Here is a 25,731-nt window from a genome sequence, read left to right on the forward strand (position 1 = left end):
CTGCACTGTAACTGGTGTAAGCCGCTAAAACTATACTATGAACGAAGAAATAAGAGAACTCGAGCCAAAAGCGCTCTGGAACTACTTCACCGACCTGAATGCTGTGCCACGTCCGTCAAAAAAAGAAGAGCGTGTTATACAGTTTATGAAAGACTTTGGCAACAGCCTTGGCCTGGAAACGATTGAGGACGAAGTTGGCAACGTGATCATTAAAAAGCCAGCCACAGCTGGCATGGAAAACCGCGAGACCGTGATGCTGCAAAGTCACCTGGACATGGTACACCAGAAAAACGCCGACACTACCTTCGATTTCGACAAACAGGGCATTGAAATGTTTGTGGATGGCGACTGGGTAAAAGCCAAAGGCACCACACTTGGCGCTGACAACGGTATTGGCGTGGCTACTATCATGGCGCTGCTGGCCTCAAACGACATCCCGCACCCGCCACTGGAAGCTTTGTTTACTATCGACGAGGAGACCGGCATGACGGGCGCACTGGGATTGAAAGGCGGCATGCTGGATGCTAAGATCATGCTGAACCTTGATACGGAAGACGATACAGAACTAACCATAGGTTGCGCCGGCGGCGTAGATGTAACTGCCACAGGAAACTATAGTTCTGAGAACGCTTCTGCCAACGCAACAGGTTATAAGCTAACTATAAAAGGCTTGACAGGCGGTCATTCAGGTATGGATATACATTTGGGCCGTGGCAATGCGAACAAGCTGATGAACCGCATTTTATACCTGGCTGCTGAGCAGTTTGGCGTACAGGTAGCTGAGATTGACGGCGGTAGCTTACGTAATGCTATCCCGAGAGAGTCGTTTGCTATAGTTGCTGTTTCGCAGTACAAGGCAAAGGCTTTCGAAGATTTTGTAGCTGCGCAAAAAGACATCCTGAAAAAGGAATACAACACTACCGATGCGAACCTGGAAGTTGCAATTGAAACTATAGCTGCTCCTACGCAGGTGCTGGCCCAGGATTTCCAGTATAAATTACTACGCAGCATTTACGCCTGCCCGAACGGCATCTACCGCCTTAGCCCGGACATCGAAAACCTGGTACAAACATCCAACAACGTAGCGCGTGTGCTGGTTAAAAATGGCGAATATAGCATTCAGTGCTTGACGCGCAGCTCCGTAGATTCTGAGAAAATGGATCTGGCTAATGCTATTAAATCTACTTTTGAGCTGGCAGGTGCTTCAGTTACATTTAAAGGTAGCTACCCAGGCTGGACGCCTCTTCCGGGTGCAGCTATAGTTAAAGTTATGAGTGACCTGTACCGCGAGCTATTTGAAGGTGAACCCCATGTAAACGCCTGCCATGCCGGCCTGGAGTGCGGTATAGTTGGTGGTAATTACCCGGGCATGGAAATGATCTCATTCGGTCCTAACATTCGCGGGGCCCACTCTCCTGACGAAAAAGTGCAGATCAGTTCGGTACAGAAATACTGGGGCTTTTTACTTGAAACGCTGGAGCGCATCCCGGTTAAAGTTTAAACCAATACTCCAAACATTTAGTTATGAAAGCGCCTGCAACCACGGGCGCTTTCTTTTTATCTTTGCACCCATGAAAAACTGGATCATCCGTTATAGTTTCTTTTTTGCTGGTTTGTTGCTGTTTGGGTTTGCTAACGCGATGGCTGTAAAAGTAAAGTACCTGGGCCTGCACCCCTGGGAAGTGCTCAATGTGTCGCTTTTCCAGAAGTTTGGCTTTAGCATTGGTACCTGGAGTGTGTTGGTTGGCCTGGCTGTAATTGCCGTGGCCTGGTTTGTAAACCGTAAATACATCAACATCGGCACGTTCCTCAACACGCTGCTCATCGGTCCATTCATGGACTTTTTCCTGTGGCTCGATTTTCTGCCGGAAGCTACCCACGGCTTCCAGGACTACGCTTTACTGTTCACGGCAATTCTTATCAGTAGTATTGCAGGTGGCTTATATGTAGCTGGTGGCGTGGGCGCCGGACCTAGAGATGGATTTATGCTCTCGTTGTCAGAGCGTACTCGCCTCTCCGTGAGCCAGGCCAGGATATTGGTGGAATGTATCGTGCTGGTGATCGGCTTTTTGTTAGGAGGCCCGGTTGGTGTAATTACCTTCCTGTACACGTTCATCCAGAGTCCGCTTTTCCAGATAACATTACGGTTCTTCCAGAACCTACGCATATACCTTACCGACGACGAACTGGCAGCTGAAACAGTACAGGTTAAACGGTAGTTTTAGTTTGCTTTATAGTTCATAAGGCTGGGTCTTACGCTGGCGCGAGTCTCCAGACTCGTTACTTACTGTGAATATTGGGTCTCCCGACTCAACGGGCCCGATAGGGACAGGTTTAGTAGTAGCTGTGGCTACAGTTCTATAGTTTGGGTTATCCAACCACCCCCAACCCTTAGAGCTACGCTCGCTACCTTCGAACTCTCTTCCTGGTAGTTTAAGGCGGGGAGTTTTTATGTCTTGCCTCTTCATTTTGTCATCTCGAAAAGCGTGAGCGATCTGGTACTGTTTAACATCCCCCTTCGCCCCCTTCAAAGGGGGACTTTCTTCCGTTGTTATAGTTGAGATTATAGTTCTATAGTTACCGCCTTTGAGCGGACAGGTCGCGACCTGTCCCTACGTAATACCATTACGTCGTTTTGCGGGTTGCTATAAATGTAAACTATAGGACACATAAGATCTCTTGGCTTACGCTAGAAATGATAAGTATGTAACTACAACTATAACCTGACCCAAACCTGTCCGAAATCTGGTATAATTCGTTTAAATAATTGATAACCAAATTATTTAATCTAATTTTTTTAGCCATGAACTTAACACACGACATGCACCGCGTGGAGCGATGGGCAGATACCCATCATCCTATCTGGCTCGACTTTTTAAGGATCGGACTCGGAATATTTCTGATGATTAAAGGCTTTATGTTTGTGCAGGACACAGACGCCCTTTTCAGTATTATGCAGAAAAGTCAGTTCCCTTGGGTTTCAATTGGCCTGGCTCATTACGTGGCCTTCGCGCACCTGGTTGGTGGTTTCCTTATCGCAATAGGGCTTATTACAAGAGTGGCAATCCTGTTCCAGATACCGATACTGTTAGGAGCTGTTTTCTTTATAAATCCGGAGCACGGTTTTTATTCTGAGAACACCGAACTATGGTCTTCTATAATTGTCCTACTGTTACTTATCGGTTTCCTGATCTTCGGTTCGGGCCGTTTCTCTGTAGATCATATTATTCGTAAACCTCAAAACGACTGGCTGTACTAAGTTAAAAAGTTAGTGAGTTAGAAAGTTTGGATGGCCAAAGCAATTCAACCGTAAAACAATTTAGCCACCTAACAATTAAATCTCTTTTTCTCATTTTTGTAAAGATGCGTATGGTACATTTGTGTGTGTGCTAATGCCTGCAAAAAATGAAAGAGATGGCTGAAAAATACCTGCTGCTGAACGGCAAAAAATTCTATTACGACGAAATTGAGGACTACTCGTTCCGGAACAGCATTGAACTGAACGGCTACGAAGCTAAAACCCTGGAATTCTGCCGAAACTGGCTGAATGGTGTGCAGGAGTTCCCGATACAGACCTCTGGCTCAACAGGCACGCCCAAAACTATAAATCTTACACGTAAGCAACTCGAGTCGAGTGCCCGCAAAACTATAAAACTACTGAACCTGCAGCCCGGCGATACCACGCTGGTTTGCCTGAACACAGAGTACATAGCCGGTATGATGATGCTGGCTCGGGGTTTCCTGGCAGAATTACAGATGATCATCGTTGAGCCGATCAGTAATCCGCTGAAGCTTGTTGCAGAAGGTACGCTGTTCGATTTCGCCTCTTTTGTACCAATGCAACTGCAAAAAATAGTACAGGATACGCCCGAAAAAATTCCGATGCTCAACCACATGAAAGGTATACTGCTTGGTGGCGCACCCGTAAACTTTACCCTGCAGCGCCAGTTGCAGCAATTATCTGTACCGGTTTACCACACCTATGGCATGACGGAGACAGCCTCGCATGTAGCCCTACGCCTGCTAAACGGACCTGATGCTGCAGATTATTACGATGCACTGGATAACATAGCACTTGGCCTGGATAACCGCGGTTGCTTAACTATAAATGGTGACGTGACCAACAACGAACTTATAGTTACCAACGACCTTGTAGAACTGTTAACGCCTACCCGTTTCCGCTGGATCGGACGTGTTGACAATACCATAAACTCAGGCGGTGTAAAAGTACAGAGCGAAATAGTGGAAGTTGCTGTTGCCGAAGCCTTAGCCGACATAGACCCGATGCCCCGTTTTTTTGTAACCTCGCAGCCCGACGAACTGCTTGGCGAACATGTGATACTGGTAATGGAAACAGAGCCATTTACTGACGAACAGGAAAAAGAGCTGAAAGCCCAGCTTAAAACCTTGCTGCGTAAGTTTGAGCGGCCCAAAAAGTATTACTACTGCCCGGCTTTTACCGAAACAGCCACCGGCAAAGTATCAAAGCAACGCACCCTCCGCAAACTGGGGTTAGAGGTACTGTAACACACTTTTTAAACAGTTGGTGTAAGTAAGCGTAATAGCGGGTACACCAATAAATAAAATCATGCGGCTTTTACTTCGCTATACTTTCGTGCTATTTATAGTTGCTGCCCTGCAAAGTTGCAGCTCCCTGCTCACCTCAAAAGGCCCTGTTGAGTTAAAGCAGGTCTGGGCATCAGATAACACGCTGCGCACCCCCGAATCTGTACTATACGACCCGGAACGCCAGGTACTATATGTATCTAACATAAACCAGAGCAAAGACCGTAAAGACGGCGATGGCTTTATCTCGAAACTTAACCCGCAGGGCGAAATAGAGGAACTATACTGGGTAACGGGCCTCAATAACCCCAAAGGCATGGCGCTGCACAACAACGTGCTCTATGTCTCGGATGTGGATGAGGTGGTCACTATAGCTGCGCAGACAGGAGCCATTTTGGGCCGCTATAAGGCAGATAATTCAGAAGCGCTTAACGATGTTACGGTGGATGACGAAGGCAACGTGTACATTTCGGATATGGCCGAAAAATCTATCTACCAGATGCGCAATGGCCGAATTACTGAGTGGCTGGATAACACCAAACGCGAAAACCCGAATGGCTTGTACTTGGATGGTAACCGGTTGGTAGTAGCCTTTATGAGCAGCGGTAAAGTGCGTTATTTAGATTCCGAATCAAAAGAATTTGAAGACCTTACGGATAAGATAAAAAATGCGGATGGCGTAACCAAAGCCGGCACAGACGGCTACTTTGTTTCGAGCTGGGATGGCGAGGTCTGGTATGTGAACATGGAAGGCAAAAAGTGGAAAGTACTGGATACCAAGGCTAAAAACATAAACGCCGCCGACATAACTTACTCCAAAGAGACACAATTATTATATGTTCCCACCTTCCGGGACAATAGAGTAGTAGCTTATTCCGTTACTTATTAGAGAGTCTATTTTCATGATGAGGGGCAACCGGCTTAAGTGCTGGTTGCCCTTCTTTTTTAAGCTGGTTATAATTTGGTGCGGGCATCGGCAGAAAAATAATTACCCCAAACTATAAAACTGGCCCTAAAAATGCAGTAGCAGTTGCTAAACATGTACTTTAAACTGTGAGCTATTTATGAAGATGAAACAAACGTATGTATGGGCTATAGTTGCAGCAGTTCCGTTTATGATGCAGGTGTTGCCTGCAAATGCACAGGCGCCTGAGAAAGCCCCTACAGTTACCGAAAAAGAGCACGAACCACATACAGCCTGCACCAACGATTCCGAAACCTTATCCGGCCTGTTCCTGACCCCTGCCCCGAAAGGTACTTTTAAACTTGATTTTGAGCAGCAACTGAAAGAAGATGCCGTCCTTGCTATTACCAACACAAAAGGCCAGAAAGTATTCGAGAAACCAGTGAGCACAGCCAAACAACAGAAAACCTGGAGTTACAACGTAGGCAAGTTAAGGCCTGACACGTACCTGGTAGAAGTAAAAACATCTGACACCACGTACTGGACCAAATTCAAGATCGGGAATTAAACAGAACTATAGTTACCATAAAAAAAGAGCCTTGCATTAATGTTGCAAGGCTCTTTTTTAGTTTATACCTGGCTCCATTGCTGCACCACATGGTAAAGCAGCGAGGCGCCCAGCTTAGCCGTGCGGTTATCAATGTCCAGTTTCGGGTTAAGCTCTACTATATCCAGGGTCAGTAGTTTGCCACTGTTGATGATCTCCTGTAACAGCAGCAGCACGATTTCAGGATCAACGCCAAGCGCGGCCGGGGCACTTACTCCAGGAGCATATGCCGCCGCAAACACGTCCATATCAATACTTACATACAGCACATCTACCAAAGCCATAAACTGCTGCAGTTTCTCCTGAAGGTTCTGGAAGTTATAGACCTGCATGGCCGGTGCAAAAACATAATCTGCACCATAACTTTCTGCCGTATTAAACAGCTTCTGTGTGTTGCCCGACTGTTGTATGCCCAGGCACAGATAATTAAAATCAAAGCTTTCAGCCGCCAGATCATCAGCTATCTGCAGAAATGGGGTACCAGAACTGGCCTGCTTTTCATAATTGCGCAAGTCGAAATGTGCATCAAAATTGATAATGCCTAGTTGCTGGCCTTCCGGCAAAGCCTGTTTTATACCTAAAAAGTGCCCGTAAGCTGTTTCGTGCCCGCCGCCCAGCACGATCGTTTTATAGGTGTTTGCTAAGAGTGCATTTACTTTTTTACCAAGTTGCTTTTGCGCTTCTTCCAGGTTCTGGTTCGTGCAGAAAACGTCGCCGGCATCAAACAACATTACATCTTCATCCAGGTGCCACGCAAACGAAGCCATAGCCTGCCTTAATGCAACCGGACCATCCACTGCTCCTTCCCTACCCTGGTTGCGCCGAACGCCTTCGTCGCAGCAAAAACCCAGCATCGCTATTGCTTGTGTGGCATCAGCAGGTTCTGCTTCTTCAGTCAGGTTCAGCAGTTTTATACCCTGGTGCCAGCGCTTTCCTTCGTCACCATCGTTGGCGTCTACTCTTCCTTTCCAGGTTCCGGGTGCAGTTGGTTTATACATGTTGGTCGCTGATTGTTAATTGTTGATTGTTAAATGGCTGAAGGCTGAAACATTTAGAGTATAATTCCCCTCTTCGGAGGGGTTAGGGGTGGGTAAGTTACACGCCACAACATTACACCTTACTTTCATCTCCATGTAAACTATAATTATACTTCTTTACCCTGCTTCCAGACTATAGTTGGCTTAAGTTTTCCCTGAAAGTACAGGATCTCTTTATAGTTTGAAGTCGGGAAAGCGATCATATCAGCTAACTGTCCTTTGGCGAGGCAACCTCTGTCTCTTAAATTCAGAGCCTTAGCGGCGCGGGTGGTGATGGCTGCCATTGTTTCAGCTATAGTTAGCTTCTCGGATGCACCAATTAAAGCGGCCTGCAGCAGCAAGTCTCCCATCGGTGCGGAGCCTGGGTTCCAGTCGGTGGCGATGGCTACACAAAGGCCGCCATCCAGCATGTTGCGGGCAGGGGCATAATGCATGCCTAAGCCCAGCGATGCGCCAGGCAACACCGTAGCTACCACACCAGCTTCTTTCAATAAAGAGATTTCTTCTTCACCGCTTGCTTCTAAATGGTCGGCACTTATGGCGCCTACTTCAGCTGCTACTTTGCTGCCATCGGTACTGAACTGGTCGGCGTGTACGGTAATATCAAATCCCATCTCTTTGGCAGCCAGCAAATATTCCAGCGACTCAGCTTCGGTAAAGGCAGTATCCTCAATAAAAATATCCACCCGTTTGGCAAGCCCCAGTTCTATTACCTGCGGTAATAATTCGGTTAAAACTTCCTGCAGGTATAGTTTAGAATCTGAAAACTCAGGTGGGCGCATGTGAGCTGCCAGGCAGGTCGGAATCAGTTCTAGCGCGTGGTGCTTGTTCACCAGTTTAATGGCTTCCAGCATCTTCAGTTCTTCATCGGTGGTGAGCCCGTAGCCACTTTTCACTTCGCAGGTCGTAATGCCTTCGCACAAGTGGCGGTCGCAGCGTTTCTTAAGGTTGTCAACCAGTTCTACCACTGTAGCTTCCCGGGTCTTGCGCACGCTGTCCAGTATGCCGCCGCCGCTCCGGGCAATCTCCAGGTACGATTTACCGGCCACGCGCATAGCATAGTCGTTGGCCCGCGAACCGGCAAAACAGATGTGGGTGTGCGCGTCTATTAAGCCCGGCATCAGGACCATCGGCTCCGTTATCTTTTCAATTTTATAGCGTTCTTCCTGCGCCACTTTCAGAAGGATACTATACTTGCCTATTACCTTTATTTTCCCGTCGGCCACCACTAGACCACCATCTTCCAGCACTTCCATTTCCTCATCTACAATTGGCCCGGCTTCCGGCAGGTTTGCCATGGTCAGTATCTGGGTAAAAGGACCGATAAGAGTATAGTTTTCGTGGAGGTTCATAGTTTATAGTTGGTGTTTGTAGTTTATACTTGTGATGTCGGGTTTGTAGTTTTATAGTTATGCTAGAGTTAGTGTGTTGTCATCCCGGGCAAAGCTGAGGGATCTTATATGTCCTATAGTTCCTTCTTTGTCATTCCGAACATTCTTTAGACGTGAGTCGAAGAGAGCCAGCGTAGCTGTGAGAAATCTAAGTCCTATAGTTGATATTAATGCTTTCCTAAACCAAGCCATCGGTTCAAATCACCTCCAATCCTGGGAGCTTTACTTACCTATAGTTTCAATCAGGCTTTGGTGCCCTCACGGCCGGGAGGCCCCGTCTTCGGGCATCGCGCTGTGCGAATCTCTTTTGCTCGTGCCTCGCAATGCCTAACGGCACCAGATATTCACAAGGCGCTCAACCCAAAGACTGAGATCATTCTCATAGCAACTGCTTTCCTATAGTTTAAACTGTTAAGCTTCGAATTTTATCGTGGTTATAGTTCCGTAGGGACAGGTCGCGACCTGTCCTTGGGATAGGCTGTAACTATAAAACTATAAAGCTAACTATCACAACAGCAGAAAGTCCCCCTTTGAAGGGGGCAGGGGGATGACAAACACCACCAATAAAACTATAACTTATATTACATCAACCCCTTGCCATCAAACCCTCAAAAGAAAAAGCTGGTGTTTGGTTAATAATTCTCCCCACACCAGCCTAATCTTTCCATCCATTAAATCTTAGAAATCTTAGTTACAGGTTCAGCCCGAATTTCTCTGCATTCTCCTGGGCAGTTTCGTAGCCTGCGTCGGCGTGGCGGAAAATGCCCATGGCCGGGTCGTTGTGCAGTACGCGGCTCAGGCAACGGTCGGCACGCTCGGTACCATCGGCCAATATAACCATACCCGCATGCTGCGAATAACCGATACCAACCCCACCACCGTGGTGAAACGAAACCCAGGTAGCTCCGCCAGCCGTGTTCGACATCAGGTTCAGCAACGGCCAATCCGATACCGCATCAGAACCATCGAGCATGCCTTCGGTTTCGCGGTAAGGCGAGGCAACTGAACCGCAATCCAGGTGGTCGCGACCGATAACGATAGGCGCTTTTACTTTGCCATCACGCACCAGTTGGTTAAACATCAGGCCGGCTTTTTCGCGCTCGCCCATGCCCAGCCAGCAAATACGGCAAGGCAGCCCCTGGAACGCTACTTTCTCTTCGGCCTGCTCCAGCCAGTTGATCATGTGTGTATTCTCCGGGAACAGTTCTTTCAGGGCAGCATCAGTTACTTTAATATCTTCCGGGTCGCCTGAAAGGGCAGCCCAACGGAACGGGCCTTTGCCTTCGCAGAACAATGGGCGCATGTATTCCGGAACAAAGCCCGGTATATTAAAGGCATTTGGCTCGCCTCCCTGCATAGCAAACTCGCGCAGGTTGTTACCATAGTCAAACGTACGACTGCCACGACGTTGTAACTCCAGCATAAACCCAACGTGGCGGGCCATACTTTTTAAAGAGCGTGCTTTATATTCCTGCGGATCACTTTCGCGCAGGGCTTTAGCTTCTTCCAGCGTTAAACCATTCGGCACATACCCATTTATCGGATCGTGTGCAGAGGTCTGGTCTGTTAAAATTTCCGGTGTAATGTTGTCCTGTATCAATCTTTCCAGCACATCACCAATATCACCAACCAAACCTATCGAGATCGCTTTGCCTTTTTCTTTGGCATCCAGTGCCCAGCGTTTCGCTTCTTCGTAGTCGTAGGTCATTTTATCAACATAGCGGTCTTTCAGGCGCTTCTTGATGCGGTCCGGGTCCACATCAACACCTAAAAAAGTAGCGCCAGCTATAGTTGCGGCTAATGGCTGCGCGCCACCCATGCCGCCAAGTCCGCCTGTTACAAGCAGCTTATGACGCAGGTCATCGTTAAAATGGATTCTTCCGCAGGCTGCAAAGGTTTCGTACGTGCCCTGCAAAATGCCCTGCGTCCCGATGTAAATCCAGCTACCTGCCGTCATCTGCCCGTACATCATCAGGCCACGCTCGCGCAGCTCGTTAAAGTGCTCCCAGGTTGCCCAATGCGGCACCAGGTTTGAGTTAGCGATCAGCACGCGCGGCGCTTCGGCATGTGTTCTTACCTTGCCCACAGGCTTACCCGACTGTACCAGCAAACTTTCGTCTAATTCCAGATTCAGCAGCACTTCTATGATTTTCTGCGCATCAGCTACAGTACGTGCTGCCTGCCCAATGCCACCGTAAACCACAAGACGTGAAGGGTCTTCGGCTACTTCATCGGTCAGGTTGTTCAGGAACATGCGCAGCGCCGCCTCCGATTGCCAGTTTTTAGCATTCAGTTCCGGCCCGGTTGGCGGAATATAGGTCGGGTGGTTGGCGTATTTCTGGATAAACTCCTGTACCGAAAGGCCGGAGCGTTTTATAGTTTCTGGTGCAGTGGTGCTATTCATAGTTTGTCAGTTCGTAAATACTGTTCAATATTCTTAAAAAAAGAGCAAAAAGGATAGAAAAATCATGCTTAATTTAGGGTGTAACCGTTTCGTACTATTTCACTTTTACATGTAAACGCCATGTTCCATATCCCGATCACATCTTTAAAAGCTCAGTTCGGCGACATAGACATTTACCTGTTTGACCAGTTGCTGAAAGGCCATATTCAGAAAGGCATGAAACTGCTGGATGCCGGTTGCGGCAATGGCCGGAATGTGACTTACCTGATGCAGGCTGGCGTGAAAGTGCATGGCGTTGATACCTCAGCAGCAGCTATCGAAAGAATAAAGCAATTGGCTAAAGAGCTGGCTCCTGCCCTGCCTGCGCGTAATTTTATAGTTGCTGATTTAAATGAGTTGCCTTTTGCTGATGCTGCGTTTGATGTAGTGATCTGCAGTGCCGTACTTCATTTTGCCCGCAGCGAAGAGCATTTCAAAACTATGGTTTCAGAACTATGGCGGGTATTGAAACCAGGCGGAATGCTTTTTTGCAGGTTCAGCACAACGATAGGTTTGGAAGGCAAACTGCAGAAAGTAGATGGCAGATTTTACCAGATGGCGCACGGGCCTGTCTGGTTTTTAGCAGATGAAGAGATGCTGGTTGAAATTGAGAGACATCTGGGAGCAGAACGCCTTGACCCGCTTAAGACAACTATAGTTGAACAGGACAGAAGTATGACGACCTGGGTGTTGCGGAAAGTATAGCAATTCAAACCATGGCGCGAGCGTCCTCGCTCGTTACTAACTATCGTTGGGCATCCCGCCCGGTTTAGTTAATGCGAATTTTTATACCTCAAGTTTGCAACTTGTGGTTGGGTTTGGCAGCCAGTTTGTAACTGGCGAGACTATTGATTGCAGCATAAACGCCAGTTACAAACTGCCCCCAAGTGAAGCCACAAGTTGCAAACTTGCGGCATTTGTGATTTATATGGCTCGAGAGTCCTTGTGCTCGCATTGGACACATTCCTATTTACGCCATCTCCACAAAATCCGCGCTGTGGGTGATGTGCATAAAGTGATTTGCTAACTCTTCCGGTAAGGTAGCCAGTTTACGTTTCAGTACATCTATCCAGGCGCCTTCTACAACTATAACTGCTGCTTTTACGCCATCTTCTTTAAACATCTCATGCCTTATCGTCCAGCGGGAGCCGTCTTTTCTGGCTTTCGCCAGTTCTGTGGTTATGGTTATAGTTTCGTTCACGCCTACTTCGCGCAGGTAAGTAGTTTCTTCTCTGAACAGGATGGGGCCGATGTGCAGTTTCTGGAAAACTTTCATGTTCAGTCCCATTTCATCTAATATTTCGATACGGGCTTGTGCTGCAAAATCGGCGTAGGCAGAGTGGCGCATGTGCATGTTGGCATCCAGGTGCGACCACATTACTTTGCCAGTGTAGGTATGATTCATCGTAAAATGTATGGTTGGGAAAAGATCAAATAAAACGGCTTCCGCTGTTGTAGCAGAAGCCGCTCTCAATATAGGTTATAGTTTTTATAAGCTTGCCATGTCAATTACGAACCTGTACTTCACATCGCTGCGCAGCATTCGTTCGTAGGCATCGTTTATTTCCGAGATCGGGATCAGTTCAATATCAGACATGATGTTGTGTTCGGCACAAAAATCCAGCATTTCCTGCGTTTCCGGGATACCACCGATCATAGAACCTACCAAACGTTTACGTCGTGCTATCAAACTGAAACCGGCAACAGGAGACGGCTCCGGAGGCGCACCCAGCAGGATCATCGTTCCATCACGCTTCAGCATCGACAGGTATAAGTTATAGTCGTGCGGAGCTGAAACAGTGTCGATGATAAAGTCGAAGGAATTGCGGAGTTCTTTCAGGGTTTCAGGATTTTTGGTAACGGCAAAGTTATGTGCTCCCAGATCTTTGGCATCCTGCTCTTTGTTTGGCGATGTGCTCAACACAGTTACATCAGCACCTTTGGCAGCGGCAATTTTAACAGCCATGTGGCCCAATCCGCCCAAGCCTACTATACCAACGCGGTGTCCCTTGCCGATCTTCCATTGCATGATAGGCGAATAGGTCGTAATACCGGCGCAAAGCAACGGCGCTGTACGGGCCAGGTCCAGGTTCTTGGGCACTTTCAGGGTATAGTTCTCATCCACCACAATATGTGAGGAGTAGCCACCATAGGTTATGGTTTTGCCGTCGCGTTCGAAGCTGCTGTAGGTGCCTACGTTCTGTACTTCGCAGTATTGCTCCAGGCCTTCTTTGCAACTATGGCACTCGCGGCACGAGTCTACAAAACAACCTACACCAGCCAGGTCGCCTTCTTTAAATTTCTTTACTTTACTGCCTACTTTAGTTACAACACCTACAATTTCGTGACCAGGCACCAGCGGATACATGGCACCGCCCCACTCGTTGCGCACCTGGTGCAGGTCTGAATGGCACACACCACAGTATTTTATTTCTATCTGCACATCGTGCTCACCTACTTCGCGGCGTTCAAAATCCCAGGGGCCCAGCGGGCTGGTCGGATCGAAGGCAGCGTATGCTTTAGCTTGACTCATAGTTTATTCTTGGTTTAGATTAATGATTGGAAGTGTAACAGGAGCTTTCCTGTTTTGTTGGCATTTACTATAAAACAGGCCGCAATGTATACCATAAACGGCACACATTGCGGCTATAGTTTTTCGGATAAACCTGGCTTATTTTCTAAGCGACAGTACGTAACGCGCCATTTCTTTAGCATCGCCCTGGCTTAGGTCGGCATGCGGAGGCATTGGAATTTCGCCCCATACACCTGCTCCACCTTTAATTATCTTTTGTGCCAGGTAATCTACGTTCTTGTCGTTAAACTCATATTTATTGGCAACATCAACATAAGCCGGGCCAACCACTTTCTGCTCGTTTTTATGGCAGGCCATACAATCTGATTTTGTGATTAGGGTCATACCCAATTCATACTCATTTTTAGGCTCGGCAACGGCCACAGCTCCAGAATCTGTCATATCATTTACGGCAGCATCAGATCCAATTTTAGTTTGTGTTGTAACCGGGCTGTTTTTGGCGGCAGTAGCTACAGAGTCTTTATATTCCTGCGTGTAATAGCTATCGTATTCAGTTTTTTTGCTTTCGCAGGCTACTAAAAGCGAAGCGCAGGTTAGGGAGAGAATCAGCTTCTTCATAGTTGTTCTTTTCTTTTTATTGTTTACCACTTTACGTCTCTAATTAGTGTGTGTTCTAAAATGGTTGTTCTTCAGCTAATATAAGGATATATCATACAAAGTGTATATTAATTGAATAGCAGTATCAAAAGGAAATGAGAAGGGAGAAATACAAAGACCGGGAAGAAAAGCATGACCAATACAAAGTATAAGCCGGGAGCTATTTTATGCTGTGGCTTTTCTCCAAGACCAAAAACCCAGTTAATGTTCTCCTTGGGGTCTGTAAAGAAGTAAGTAAAAATAAGTACAGCCCACGCCAGCGCTGTCTGGTAGTAAATAGCTCGAGCATCGTAGCCCCACTCTGCCAATAACCAGATAACTATAACCGGCAACACCACATGAAAAAGCGAAAGCCCGCGCAGAAAAATGCTTAGCTCATGCCGGAACATATACTCGCTCAGCCCCAACAGTTTTTTACCGGTCAGCAGTCTCCCGAAATAATCAATGTTCCAGACCAGTTCCAAACCCAGCGTGCCTACCGCCATCATACTGAGCAGCAGGCGGCTCTCCGTACAGAGCACAAAACAAACAGCGAATAGCGCGATATCCGAAAACCACAGGAAGTTAGCCGGCCCATAGTTCTTCCAGTAAACCGGCACCAGTACCAGCAAAAACAAACTATAGCTTACCGGCAGCCACAGTGGTATGGTGTCGCTCATGATGCATATCTATAGTAGGTAAACTTACTTTAATGTACGTGATCATGCAGCCTTATAAACAAAATTCCCCTGCTACATCTAACTATGGCAGGGGATCTTTAAGCAGGGTTTTAATTACTCAGGAAACACTAAGATCTGTAAAATCAACTTCGTCCAGATACGGATCAAAAATAGCGACAGTGTTTGCCGACTGTTTAAAAGTACTATAAACCTGCATGTTATCTCCTGACCAGAGTTCTACAAACGAATTGTTCACTTTATAGAGCGTCACCATCCACTGCTTATAGTTACGCTGTGCTACAAGTGTGCCGTTTTTAGCTATAATTTCTGCCTGCTTCCTGAACGGAAGCCTTTCAAACATGGAGTATTCAAGCATCCTGCAGTTTTAAGATAGTATCTTAAAGATAAGAATAAGATCGCTAAATTAGTTTCACAAAAACCTATTACCCATGCGCTGGCTTGTTTACCAATACACTATAGTTTGCCCTGATCTCATGCAATAGGAAACATAAAATTTAAATATTAAGGATTTGGAATTAAACCTTGTGCACTATCTTCACTCCAAGCCCATACATAAGCTCACTAACTAAACCTTTATTTAACCTGTATGAAGAAGAAATTACAAGCTTTCCTGGTTCTGCTTCTCCTGTCCGGCGGCCTTGCCCAAGCACAGGCCCCTAAAGACCCGGTAGTAGAAAACATTGTGAAAGAAGCCACCGAAAACTCGCAGCTGGAGACACTGGCGCACGAACTGCTGGACGGCATTGGCCCTCGTTTGGTAGGTACCCCCGAAATGCAGCAGGCCCACAACTGGGCAGTTGATAAATACAAAAGTTGGGGTATTGATGCCCGAAACGAAAAATGGGGCGAGTGGCGCGGCTGGCAACGTGGCATTACCCACATAGATATGGTACACCCGCGCCTGCAAACCCTGGATGGCGTGCAACTAGCCTGGAACCCGGGAACAAAAGGCAAAGGCGTAACCGCTGAACTCATCATCTTACCTGAGTTCTCCGATTCTCTAGCTTTCCAGAAGTGGTTGCCGGCAGTTAAAGGCAAGCTGGTAATGATATCGATGAACCAGCCAACCGGCCGCCCGGAGTATAACTGGAAAGAGTTTGCTACTGAAGAGTCGTTCAAAAAAATGCAGGAAGCCCGCAAAACCCAGACAGAGGCCTGGAACGAGCGCATCCAGAAAACAGGAAAAACAACCCGTACGTTGCCTGTTGCTTTAGAGAAAGCTGGTGCTGCTGGTGTGGTTACCTCTAACTGGTCTGGCGGTTTTGGTGTGAACAAGATATTTGCTGCTTACACTAAAAAGATACCTACTGTTGATATTGAGCTGGAAGATTATGGCATGCTGTACCGTTTGGCAGAGTCTGGCAAAAAGCCGCAGATACGCATTCAGGCAGAAGCTAAAAACCTGAAAAACGCCCCTACTTTTAACACTATTGCTGAAATAAAAGGCACTGAAAAACCAAATGAATACGTGATCCTGTCTGCCCACTTCGATTCGTGGAACGGAGGAACCGGCGCAACCGACAACGGAACAGGAACTATAGTTATGATGGAGGCTATGCGCATCCTGAAAAAGATGTACCCTAACCCGAAACGCACCATACTAGTCGGCCACTGGGGCAGCGAAGAACAAGGCCTTAACGGGTCGCGCGCATTTGTTGCAGACCACCCGGAGATCGTGAAAAATGTGCAGGCTGTTTTTAACCAGGATAACGGTACCGGCCGTGTAGCCAACATCTCTGGCCAGGGCTTTTTGCATGCATACGATTACCTGGGCCGTTGGCTAAGCGCCGCGCCACGTGAGATTACAAGCTCTATAGAAACACAGTTTCCGGGCTTTCCGGGCGGTGGTGGCTCTGACCATGCCTCGTTTGTAGCAGCCGGTGCGCCAGCCTTTATGCTAAGCTCTCTTAACTGGTCGTATGGTATGTATACCTGGCATACCAACCGCGACACTTACGACAAAATCGTGTTTGATGATGTGCGCAGCAATGCCATTCTGGTAGCTATACTGGCCTACAAAGCGAGCGAAGAACCTGAGTTGTTTGACCGCGAGCGCATTAAGTTACCTCTTAACCCGCGTACCGGTGAGCAAACCACATGGCCTGCCCTGCGTGAGCCTACCCGTAAAGGCGGCCTGGATTAAGAACCTCCACTAAAACCTAACAGAACAGGCTACCCGAAAAGGTAGCCTGTTCTGTTAAAAAGCTGATTTATCTCATACTTCAACATGACCGAAAACATCATTTTGAGCTGCAGTTAGTTGTATTTTTGTTTCATGGTTGCATAGCCCATACAACCTGCCCCTTACAATAAGCGCAACAGCATGAAAAGAATATTAGTACCGGTCGATTATTCTGAGAACGCTCAGAACGCCCTCGCCTATGCTTTTGAAATAGCCCGTTTAGCAGGTGCCGAACTCATGCTGTTACATGTCTTCTTCCCTTCTATCTCTCCATCGGCTGCCCATAATATTACCGATGTAATGGAAGACATGGAAGAAGGCAAAAGCAGGGAACTACTTGAATTTGCAGACCAGGTCCGCAAAATTCTGACTATAGAAAGTGAAGCCCCAGGAAGATTTGATGCTGTACCTGTAAAAGTGGTTGCTAAATTGGGTGGGGCTTACGAAAAGATACTAGAAACGATTGAGCGCTACGATACAGACCTGGTCGTGATGGGTATGCAGGGCGGAGAAGCAGTAAGCCAGGCGCTGCTTGGCAGTACTACTATTTCTGTAATCCAGAAAAGCAGAGTGCCGGTACTGGCAGTTCCGAAGGGAGTTGACTTTAACCAGTTTGCAACTATAGTTTTTGCTATCGACCTGCGTAAACTAAACGCTACGACCAACCTCCGGTTTCTGAGCGACGTTGTACAGATCTTTAAAGCAAACCTGCAGGTATTACATGTATACAGGAATGAAACGCAGCAGAATACCTTCGATACAACCCCACCGCTGCAACACCTGGTGGATCAGTTTGAGCATATCCCTTACACTGTAAACTTTGACGTGCAGGAAAACGTGGCAGCAGCCATTCAGCAGTTTATCCGGGCAAAAAAAGCCGATCTGTTGGTGCTTATCCCTCAAAAACACACTATCCTGGACAGGTTGCTGGACAAAAGCATAACCGGAAAGATCACGGCACGTCCGTTAGTGCCCCTGCTGGCGCTTCCGGCTGACATACTGCTTAACCAGGGCAATGCACAAGAACCTTTGGTAACCCACGCGCCGCTATAGTTCAGATGAGCTGACACAGGCACCTGTTCTTTCTTCATTCCTATTTCTGAAACTGGTAGCATCAGCTTAGTGAAAGTGATTAATTACTCACTGGCTATATGAAAATTGTGTCGCAAAACCTTCTGTTTTTTGTAGCATATTGACTAATGCTGTGTTTAATTGCAAAAATGAATACTGATATTATTACCCAACCCTACCGTTTTGAAAAGTACTAACATATCTCCAAAAGAAACCTTTTTTATAGGTTTAATGCTATTTGCTGTTTTCTTCGGCGCTGGCAATCTTATATTTCCTTTATCGTTAGGCCAGGCTGCCGGCGATCAGGTCGTTCCTGCCATTCTGGGCTTTTTACTGACCGGCGTAGGCCTGCCGCTGCTTGGTGTTATTGCCATTGGTATGGCTAAGAACGAGGATGTACAAACGATATCGGCCAGGGTACACCCGGTTTTCGGTATGCTGTTCCCGGTTATCATTTACTTAACTATAGGCCCCCTGTTTGCTGTTCCGCGCACGGGTACTGTGTCGTATGAGATCGGGGTTGCTCCGCTCCTGCCAGATGGCCTGCGCAGCTCGATGTGGGGTGCACTGCTTTACTCTGTTATTTACTTTGCCGTAACATACCTGCTCTCCCTTAACCCGGGCAAGGTAGTAGACCGCATCGGCAAAATATTGACACCTGTGTTGCTACTGATCCTGTTCGCGTTGCTGGTTGCCAGTATCGCCAATCCGCTGGGTAGCATACAGGCGCCACTTACCGCCTATGAGTATGCGCCTTTCTTTAAGGGCTTCCAGGAAGGCTACCTCACTATGGATACGATCGGTTCGTTTATTTTCGGTCTTATCGTTATCAACGCCATCCGGGCAAAGGGTGTGGATGAACCTAAAAGCATTGCCAAAGTTTGTATCTCTGCCGGCCTGATTGCGGCCACTGGCCTGGCACTGGTTTATGTAGGGCTGGCCTATACGGGTGCTACCAGCGTAACTGCCCTGGGCCACGTCGAGAATGGCGGCATCATCATTAGTAAGGTGTCGCAGTTGCAGTTCGGCATATTTGGCAGCCTTATACTGGGCATTGCCATTATTTTTGCCTGCCTTACCACCAGTGTAGGACTTATAGTTGCGTGTTCGTCTTATTTCAACAAATTACGCCCCGGTGTATCTTATAAAACATATGTTTTGGTCTTAACTATAGTTAGCGCCCTTATCTCCAATGTGGGCCTCACCCAGATCATCTCTTTCTCGGTGCCTGTGCTGGTTGCCATTTACCCTATGGTTATTGTGCTGATTGTGCTCTCGTTGCTGGCACCTATAGTTGGTAAGCGCAACAGCATATATACCTGGTCGGTACTTTTTGCAGGTATAGTTAGTTTGGTAGATGGTATTAATGCAGCAGGTATAGAACTGGAGATCAGCAAACTATTTGCCGAGTATCTTCCGCTGTTTAGTTTAGGGATGGGCTGGCTGGTTCCGGCTATAGTTGGCGGCTTTATCGGGTATCTTTTTTCGCTGCGAAACCGCGAAATAATACTGACCAGTGAATAAAGGCATAACTTCCTATGCTACAGGCAAGGCAGTAAATCAGTTTAAGGGCTGGTGTATTGCCTTGTTTATTTTTACAGTATCGGCTTTCATCGGAAGCAGGTAAACCAACTGTTTTCTGTAACTTTGACCCTATATTCAGGATACTATAAAGCGGTGTGCCAGTACTAAAAGCCTAACCTATGGAACCCATCAGATTAAATAAATTTATAAGTGACTCCGGGGTTTGCTCGCGACGTGAAGCTGACAAGTTAATAGAGCAGGGCCGCGTAACCGTAAATGGAAAGCAACCCGACGTGGGCGCTAAAGTTACAGCCCGCGATAAAGTGCGCGTAGACGGTAACCTGCTGCAGGTTGATGCCATAGAACCGGTTTACCTGTTACTGAACAAACCTGCCGGCATCGAAACCACTACCGACCGTTCGCAACGCGATAACATCATCAGCTTTGTAAACTACCCGGAACGTATTTTCCCGGTTGGCCGATTGGATAAAGACTCTGAAGGACTGATTATACTGACCAACGACGGCGATATAGTTAACAAGATACTGCGGGCCGGCAACAAGCACGAAAAGGAATACATTGTAACCGTCGACAAACCTATAAACCAGGCCTTTGTAGACAAGATGAGCAATGGGGTATCGATACTGGGCGTGAACACAAAAAAGTGCTTTGTAGAACAGTTGGGTGCTAACAAGTTCCGGATAATACTGACACAGGGTATGAACCGCCAGATACGCCGCATGACCGAAACTTTGGGCTACGAAGTACAAACCCTGCAGCGCACGCGCATCATGCACCTGTCGCTTAACAAAATTCCGTTGGGCCAGTGGCGCGAGATGACAGAAACCGAAACTGCTGAGATGATGCGCCTGGTGGCCAGTTCCACTAAGACAGAAGAAGGCTCAGCAACCAAAAAAAGTAACAGTTCCCGGGAAGGTAGTGCTGCACCTAAAAGCAGCAAGCCAAAACCGCGCGGCGGCGCAAGTTTTAGCGGTAAATCAGCTCGCCCGGGCAGCACAACAAAAAGTGGTGGCAAACCTGCTCCTGCTGGCAAACGCGACAAACCAAAAGCATCGTCAAGTAACCGGGGTTCACGGGGGGCATCAAAAAGCAATACAGGCGGCAGGTCCGGTGGCAGAAGCAGCGCCCCGAAAAGTGGTGGCAAAAGAAGGTAAGTAGACTATCTGAAACTATATAAACAAAGGACCCGCTTCAAACGATGCGGGTCCTTTGTTTTTGATCATAATAGCAGTAAAATTCAGATAGATTTGTATAGATTTACTTCTTCAGTATTACTTTTATAGTTCTGGAGTCATTAGCGCTTATAATTCGTGCAATATAAAGTCCTGCTTTAAGGCCATTGCCATCCAACTCTACGCTTATATTTTCCCCGGCATTTGCATAACCTGTTTTCAGTTCCCTGATAAGATTCCCTTTCAGGTCGTATAGTTCGACAACATAGTTTCCTGTTGTGTTAAGTTTAAACGCTACTGCACCTTTGCTTTCAATTGGGTTCGGGAATACCGTTGCCTGGCTAATGGCACTTGACTTTTCATCAGGCTGCGGATTTACACTTTCTTCTACACAAAACTTAATATCATCTATAGCTCCTGAGCCTGCCAGCATACCCGCAGAATTAAGACCATCCAGCACCACTTTCATTTTCATCACCCCTTTGGTATTGCCTAGATTCACGACTTGCTGGCTCATGTTACCTAGGTTCTCTATCCTGACTTTGTGTACTTCTTTGCCGGCGCCATCATACAGGTAAACCCACGAGTTTCCTTCGTATACATCAAAGTCCAGTGCTTTCAGGGATGTCATAGTTACCGGACCAATCTCAGAAAAATCTAGTGTCATTTCGCCTCCCCAAGCGTTGTCGTCTGGCTCCGGGTTAAGGTCCTTGTTGATGATGAGGACATGGCCCCAGTCCGCAGTCCATAGGTCGAGGTCATCTCCGGTTGGTGATGCCGTGTTGAAGATGGCTGCATGATTTTGTGGGGCATAAGTACCATCTAACTGGCGCATTTTATTAGTGATGTACACGACACCGGCACCAGTATTTACAGATGTAACGAATCCGGTACTGCTACTTTCGAAGTCTATTGTATTACATACGGATGGGGGTGGCATATTTTCAGGTGCAAGCTTAACAATCCAATAGTCGTTAGCTCCACGCGATGCTTCTGATTTTTCTCCGCTGATACTTGAGGGAGAATTACCGCCAACCATATATCCTCCATCTGCCGTTTGGATCATATTTTCAAATTGATCCCAACTATCTCCGCCAATAGTTTTATCCCAAAGCACTCTTCCTTCAGCACTTATTTTTACAACCCAGTAGTCAAATGAGCCTCTGGAGTTCCCGGTTTTATCTCCACTCACTCCTGATGCGGAAATGCCACCGAGCAGAAAGCCTCCGTCCCGGGTTTTGATTGTTTCCGTAAGTCTGTCAGAATTATCTCCGCCATATACCTTATCCCAGAGTTTTTCTCCGGTAGAGTTTATTTTTATAACCCAGTAATCATCTGCGCCTTTTGATGCTACACTTTTGTCTCCACTTATTCCTGACCAGGAAAACCCTCCTAAAATATAGTTACCACCTTCCACTTCAACAACCGAATACAAAAAATCAGTATCATTTCCACCATATGCCTTATCCCATTCTATGTTGCCACTCTCACTCAATTTAACTATCCAGTAGTCAGTCTCTCCTTTTAATGCATTGGTTTTGTTACCACTAATTCCGGAGCGGGAGTCGCCGGCTAGCATAAACCCACCGTCATTTGTTTGAATAATATCACGCAGATGTTCCTGATCATCACCTCCAAAAGTGTGATCCCACTGCTTTTCTCCTGCTGTATTCAACTTTACTATCCAGTAGTCAAGTCCTCCTCTGCTTGCCTCGCTTTTGTCGCCACTTATGCCCGAAGGAGACGTTCCTCCCAGCAAATACCCTCCATCCTTAGTTTGTATAAGCGTAGTCAGCGATTCTCCCTGATCACCTCCTATTGTCTTATCCCATAGTTTGTTACCGGCGGCGTCCAATCTTATGATCCAGAAATCAAAATATCCTTTTGATGCTTCACTCTTATCTCCGCTGATATCACTTGCCGATTCTCCTCCAAGTATATATCCTCCGTCTTCTGTTTGCAGCACTATGGCAAGATTATCTGCAAACAAGCCTCCAAATACTTTATCCCACTTCTTTTCACCAGCAGCATTGATCTTTACTATCCAGTAGTCAGAGCCTCCAACCGGCGTAGCACTTTTATCACCGCCAACACTGGTACCGGAAGTACCGCCTAAAATATATCCACCATCAGAAGTTTGGGCAATCGATTGAAAGTTATCAAGCCCGCTACTGCCATAAGTTTTATCCCATTCTATTTGCTGGGCTTTACTATAGAAGCCAGTGGCAAACATGAATAAGATCATAAACGGAAGGCACTTTTTATTTAGAAATAACTTTGTGCCGGAAATGAAGATGAAGTAAAACTGTTTCATAAAATTAAGTTTGGTGTATTTAAAGAGATAGATATATAATTAATCCTTATTCGTTTAGGATTAGAAACTTATACTTTGAAGGGAGTCTTATTGATAGGTATTTTATATATAGAAGAGATTTAATTTGGTGAACGGCTCACTTTGAAGGGTGAATATGAATATTATGAAAGCGGGTGTAGACTTTGAGGTTTTAAGCAAGCCTATAGCTTATTTCTTATTCGTTTTTTCCCTATTAGGACAGATAGTTACTGGTAAGTCTGCATTTCAGGACAGAAGCTCACGTACAGCTTTAAAGATTTGAATGATAGGTTACATTTTCTGATCCACTTACTATCATACACGCTGACGAAAATGTGGAGAGTAATTTTGCCAGCCTCATTTCCCAAGCCAATAGGTAAACCCATCCTTTTCCTGTAATTTTACCGCTTGTTTTAAAATGGCGTAAACCCAACAGACCAACACGCCATACTGTACCATGGAACCTAAGAGATTAAATAAATTTATAAGTGACAGCGGTTTTTGCTCCAGACGTGAAGCAGACAGACTGATTGAGGAAGAACGTGTAACCGTGAACGGCAAATTACCGGCTCCGGGCGTATTGGTTACTCCTAAAGATAAAGTGAGGATTGACGACCAGATCGTGCGGGTGCGCGAAGAATTACCTGCTTTCCTGGTAGTTAATAAGCCTGCGGGCATGTCTGCCAAATCAGATCCTGAGATACGCGACAATGTGGTGAAGGCGATAAATTACCCGGCTTCGCTGGAGCCTGCAGGTTACATGGAGCGCGGCCACGAAGGTCTGGTTATCCTTAGCAACGACACCGAACTGGTACGCAAGATCACCCGCTTCGATAACCGTTTCGAGAAAGAGTACATTGTCACCGTTGATAAGATGATCACGCCTGAGTTTATTGCCAAGCTGATAGGCGGAGGCGAGAACGACAAAGGTGAAAAGCTGCAGAAAACCTTCATCTCAAAAGAAGGCTCTACCCGTTTCAGAATTGTGCTTACGCCAGGTACCAACCATAACATTAAAATGCTTTGCGAAGACCTGGGCTACAACGTGGTTCACCTGCAGCGCATCCGCATAGAGACGATTACCTTAACAAAGCTGGTTAGCGGCCATTGGCGAACGCTTACTAAAACAGAAGTTGATCTGCTGAGAAGTATCGCTACCGGTAAGGCGCCAAAAGAAGAGTTTGGCAAAAGCCGCGAATCGAAATACGGCTCTGACAGACCAGCCAGAAGAGATGGAGCACCGCAAACAGCAGCTGCTAATAAAATAAGCAAGGTAGGCACCACACCACGAATTGGTAAAAGTAAACCTAAGGAAACAAAAGCATCTAAAGGTGGCGCAGCCAGTACAAAAGGCGCCCGTGGTGCCAGCCGACCAACTTCGTCGAGACCGGGCGGACCTGGCAGAAACAGTTCAGCCCCTGGTGCTAACCGCAAAGGAACCGGCGGCCCGAAACGCGGCAGATAGCTTTATAGTTTGGGAGTTAGAGAGTTTAGGAGTTAGTGACTTCCGAAGGCTTTCATATTATACAATTGCAGGTGTTTTTTTATCCCAATAGAGCATTATAGTTGATGCATAAATTATAAACAAAAAGGGTGTGGCTTAAGCCACACCCTTTTTGTTTTACAGCTATAGTTCTATCCAGATTTCTCACTTCATTCGGAATGACAGGTCAGTAAAACTATAGTTTACCAAAACACTTCGCTTATTTCCAGACCCCCATTTTGCCTGCCTGGTAATCGCGGAATGCTTCGTGAATTTCTTCTTCGGTGTTCATTACAAATGGCCCATGCGATACCACCGGCTCGTTGAATGGTTTGGCATGGCCAAGCAGGATATAGCTGTCTTCCAGCGCTTCTACTTTTAGCTCTTCGCCATCGTTGATGAACTCTACAAGTTGTAGCTTTGCTGCTTTTTCACCATTTACGTTCACAGCGCCGCGCACCACGTAAAAAAAGATATTCCTGTCCGAGGCTATAGTTGTGCTAAAGCTGCCGCCGGCCTGTAGTTCTATACTTGCCATGTATATATCGCTCAACGACGGTATCGGACCTTTTGTGTCGTCCCAACTTCCCGAGATCACATTTACATTTACCTTGCCATTATCTTCTTTTACAACCGGAATTTCAGATTTCTGCAAGCCGATATAGTTTGGTTTGGCCATTTTGTGTTTGGCTGGCAGGTTAAACCATAGTTGCAGAATCTCGAGCGGACCTCCCTCCTTTTTAAACTTTTCAGAAGATATTTCGGCATGAATCAAACCGGAGCCTGCTGTCATCCATTGCACACCGCCGGCTTCTATTACATCCTGCCCGCCGCCGGTGTCCTGGTGCATAATGTCGCCATCCAGTATAAATGTAAGCGTCTCAAAACCGCGGTGCGGGTGCGGACCAAAAGGCAGTCCATTATTACCGGGCTTATACACCTGTGGGCCGTGGTGGTTCAGGAACAGGAACGGATCGATGTACTCTACTTCTCTGGTTGGCAGCGCCCGGTAAGTTACCAGGTCACCCATCGGGGCCGAAACCGCTTTATATATTTTTTTGATCTTTCTCATGTCTGTTGATTCTTTATCCAATCAATGTAGCTACATAAAACTAAACATATTGTTTA

At 46.8% G+C, this 25,731-nt stretch carries 23 protein-coding genes; 12 read left to right on the forward strand and 11 right to left on the reverse strand.

What is annotated here, in order from left to right:
• Positions 1–37: 37 nt before the first annotated feature.
• Entirely contained in the window at positions 38–1,501 is a 1,464-nt protein-coding gene (locus tag ABS362_RS04520) for an aminoacyl-histidine dipeptidase (RefSeq protein WP_350411129.1), read from the forward strand.
• A 70-nt stretch (positions 1,502–1,571) separates the two neighbouring features.
• Positions 1,572–2,219, forward strand: coding sequence for a YczE/YyaS/YitT family protein (locus tag ABS362_RS04525; RefSeq protein WP_350411131.1), 648 nt, complete (start codon positions 1,572–1,574; stop codon positions 2,217–2,219).
• Between the two features lie 12 nt (positions 2,220–2,231).
• Here ABS362_RS04525 and ABS362_RS04530 read toward each other — a convergent pair whose 3' ends face one another.
• A complete protein-coding gene (locus tag ABS362_RS04530) occupies positions 2,232–2,468 on the reverse strand; it encodes a hypothetical protein (RefSeq protein WP_350411132.1) in 237 nt (78 codons plus the stop codon).
• 335 nt (positions 2,469–2,803) lie between these two features.
• On the opposite strand from ABS362_RS04530, the gene ABS362_RS04535 reads away from it, so the two are divergent.
• From ABS362_RS04535 to ABS362_RS04550, 4 genes are all read left to right on the forward strand, one after another.
• On the forward strand, positions 2,804–3,259 hold the full coding sequence (locus tag ABS362_RS04535; protein WP_350411133.1) for a DoxX family protein: 456 nt from the start codon (positions 2,804–2,806) through the stop codon (positions 3,257–3,259).
• A 146-nt stretch (positions 3,260–3,405) separates the two neighbouring features.
• The gene (locus ABS362_RS04540) at positions 3,406–4,527 is read left to right on the forward strand and encodes an AMP-binding protein (RefSeq protein WP_350411134.1); all 1,122 of its coding nucleotides are present in this window, start codon (positions 3,406–3,408) and stop codon (positions 4,525–4,527) included.
• Between the two features lie 61 nt (positions 4,528–4,588).
• Entirely contained in the window at positions 4,589–5,455 is an 867-nt protein-coding gene (locus ABS362_RS04545; RefSeq protein ID WP_350411135.1) for an SMP-30/gluconolactonase/LRE family protein, read from the forward strand.
• A gap of 175 nt (positions 5,456–5,630) precedes the next feature.
• Complete coding sequence (locus tag ABS362_RS04550; protein ID WP_350411136.1) at positions 5,631–6,038, forward strand: T9SS type A sorting domain-containing protein; 408 nt, start codon at positions 5,631–5,633, stop codon at positions 6,036–6,038.
• A gap of 62 nt (positions 6,039–6,100) precedes the next feature.
• Here the strand turns inward: ABS362_RS04550 and hutG are convergent, their stop codons facing one another.
• The 3 genes from hutG to hutU form a co-directional block, all read right to left on the reverse strand.
• Entirely contained in the window at positions 6,101–7,075 is a 975-nt protein-coding gene (gene hutG / locus ABS362_RS04555; protein WP_350411137.1) for a formimidoylglutamase, read from the reverse strand.
• Positions 7,076–7,221: 146 nt separating this feature from the next.
• The gene (gene hutI / locus ABS362_RS04560) at positions 7,222–8,466 is read right to left on the reverse strand and encodes an imidazolonepropionase (RefSeq protein ID WP_350411138.1); all 1,245 of its coding nucleotides are present in this window, start codon (positions 8,464–8,466) and stop codon (positions 7,222–7,224) included.
• 730 nt (positions 8,467–9,196) lie between these two features.
• Positions 9,197–10,909 (reverse strand): urocanate hydratase, encoded by a 1,713-nt coding sequence (gene hutU, locus ABS362_RS04565; protein WP_350411139.1) that lies wholly within the window; start codon positions 10,907–10,909, stop codon positions 9,197–9,199.
• Positions 10,910–11,029: 120 nt separating this feature from the next.
• Here hutU and ABS362_RS04570 point away from each other — a divergent pair, with 120 nt between their 5' ends.
• Complete coding sequence (locus tag ABS362_RS04570; RefSeq protein WP_350411140.1) at positions 11,030–11,653, forward strand: class I SAM-dependent methyltransferase; 624 nt, start codon at positions 11,030–11,032, stop codon at positions 11,651–11,653.
• Between the two features lie 265 nt (positions 11,654–11,918).
• Here the strand turns inward: ABS362_RS04570 and ABS362_RS04575 are convergent, their stop codons facing one another.
• The 5 genes from ABS362_RS04575 to ABS362_RS04595 form a co-directional block, all read right to left on the reverse strand.
• Entirely contained in the window at positions 11,919–12,353 is a 435-nt protein-coding gene (locus ABS362_RS04575; RefSeq protein WP_350411141.1) for an acyl-CoA thioesterase, read from the reverse strand.
• A gap of 84 nt (positions 12,354–12,437) precedes the next feature.
• A complete protein-coding gene (locus tag ABS362_RS04580) occupies positions 12,438–13,481 on the reverse strand; it encodes an NAD(P)-dependent alcohol dehydrogenase (protein WP_350411142.1) in 1,044 nt (347 codons plus the stop codon).
• A gap of 138 nt (positions 13,482–13,619) precedes the next feature.
• Positions 13,620–14,099 (reverse strand): c-type cytochrome, encoded by a 480-nt coding sequence (locus ABS362_RS04585; RefSeq protein ID WP_350411143.1) that lies wholly within the window; start codon positions 14,097–14,099, stop codon positions 13,620–13,622.
• 107 nt (positions 14,100–14,206) lie between these two features.
• On the reverse strand, positions 14,207–14,797 hold the full coding sequence (locus ABS362_RS04590; RefSeq protein ID WP_350411144.1) for a membrane-associated protein: 591 nt from the start codon (positions 14,795–14,797) through the stop codon (positions 14,207–14,209).
• 118 nt (positions 14,798–14,915) lie between these two features.
• A complete protein-coding gene (locus ABS362_RS04595) occupies positions 14,916–15,173 on the reverse strand; it encodes a hypothetical protein (RefSeq protein WP_350411145.1) in 258 nt (85 codons plus the stop codon).
• A 231-nt stretch (positions 15,174–15,404) separates the two neighbouring features.
• Between ABS362_RS04595 and ABS362_RS04600 the strand changes: the two genes are divergently transcribed.
• From ABS362_RS04600 to rluF, 4 genes are all read left to right on the forward strand, one after another.
• Positions 15,405–16,961 (forward strand): M20/M25/M40 family metallo-hydrolase, encoded by a 1,557-nt coding sequence (locus ABS362_RS04600; protein ID WP_350411146.1) that lies wholly within the window; start codon positions 15,405–15,407, stop codon positions 16,959–16,961.
• A gap of 180 nt (positions 16,962–17,141) precedes the next feature.
• Positions 17,142–18,053, forward strand: a complete 912-nt coding sequence (locus tag ABS362_RS04605) for a universal stress protein (protein WP_350411147.1) — start codon at positions 17,142–17,144, stop codon at positions 18,051–18,053.
• Between the two features lie 201 nt (positions 18,054–18,254).
• Positions 18,255–19,595 (forward strand): branched-chain amino acid transport system II carrier protein, encoded by a 1,341-nt coding sequence (gene brnQ / locus ABS362_RS04610; RefSeq protein ID WP_350411148.1) that lies wholly within the window; start codon positions 18,255–18,257, stop codon positions 19,593–19,595.
• 179 nt (positions 19,596–19,774) lie between these two features.
• Complete coding sequence (gene rluF, locus ABS362_RS04615) at positions 19,775–20,770, forward strand: 23S rRNA pseudouridine(2604) synthase RluF (protein ID WP_350411149.1); 996 nt, start codon at positions 19,775–19,777, stop codon at positions 20,768–20,770.
• Between the two features lie 103 nt (positions 20,771–20,873).
• Here rluF and ABS362_RS04620 read toward each other — a convergent pair whose 3' ends face one another.
• Complete coding sequence (locus ABS362_RS04620; RefSeq protein WP_350411150.1) at positions 20,874–23,033, reverse strand: T9SS type A sorting domain-containing protein; 2,160 nt, start codon at positions 23,031–23,033, stop codon at positions 20,874–20,876.
• A gap of 544 nt (positions 23,034–23,577) precedes the next feature.
• On the opposite strand from ABS362_RS04620, the gene ABS362_RS04625 reads away from it, so the two are divergent.
• Complete coding sequence (locus ABS362_RS04625) at positions 23,578–24,585, forward strand: pseudouridine synthase (protein ID WP_350411151.1); 1,008 nt, start codon at positions 23,578–23,580, stop codon at positions 24,583–24,585.
• 238 nt (positions 24,586–24,823) lie between these two features.
• On the opposite strand, the gene ABS362_RS04630 is transcribed toward ABS362_RS04625, so the two are convergent.
• Positions 24,824–25,675: a pirin family protein gene (locus ABS362_RS04630; RefSeq protein ID WP_350411152.1), complete on the reverse strand. Its 852-nt coding sequence runs from the start codon at positions 25,673–25,675 to the stop codon at positions 24,824–24,826.
• Between the last annotated feature and the right edge of the window lie 56 nt (positions 25,676–25,731).

It is taken from the genome of Pontibacter populi (genome assembly GCF_040278685.1).
GTDB lineage: Bacteria > Bacteroidota > Bacteroidia > Cytophagales > Hymenobacteraceae > Pontibacter > Pontibacter populi.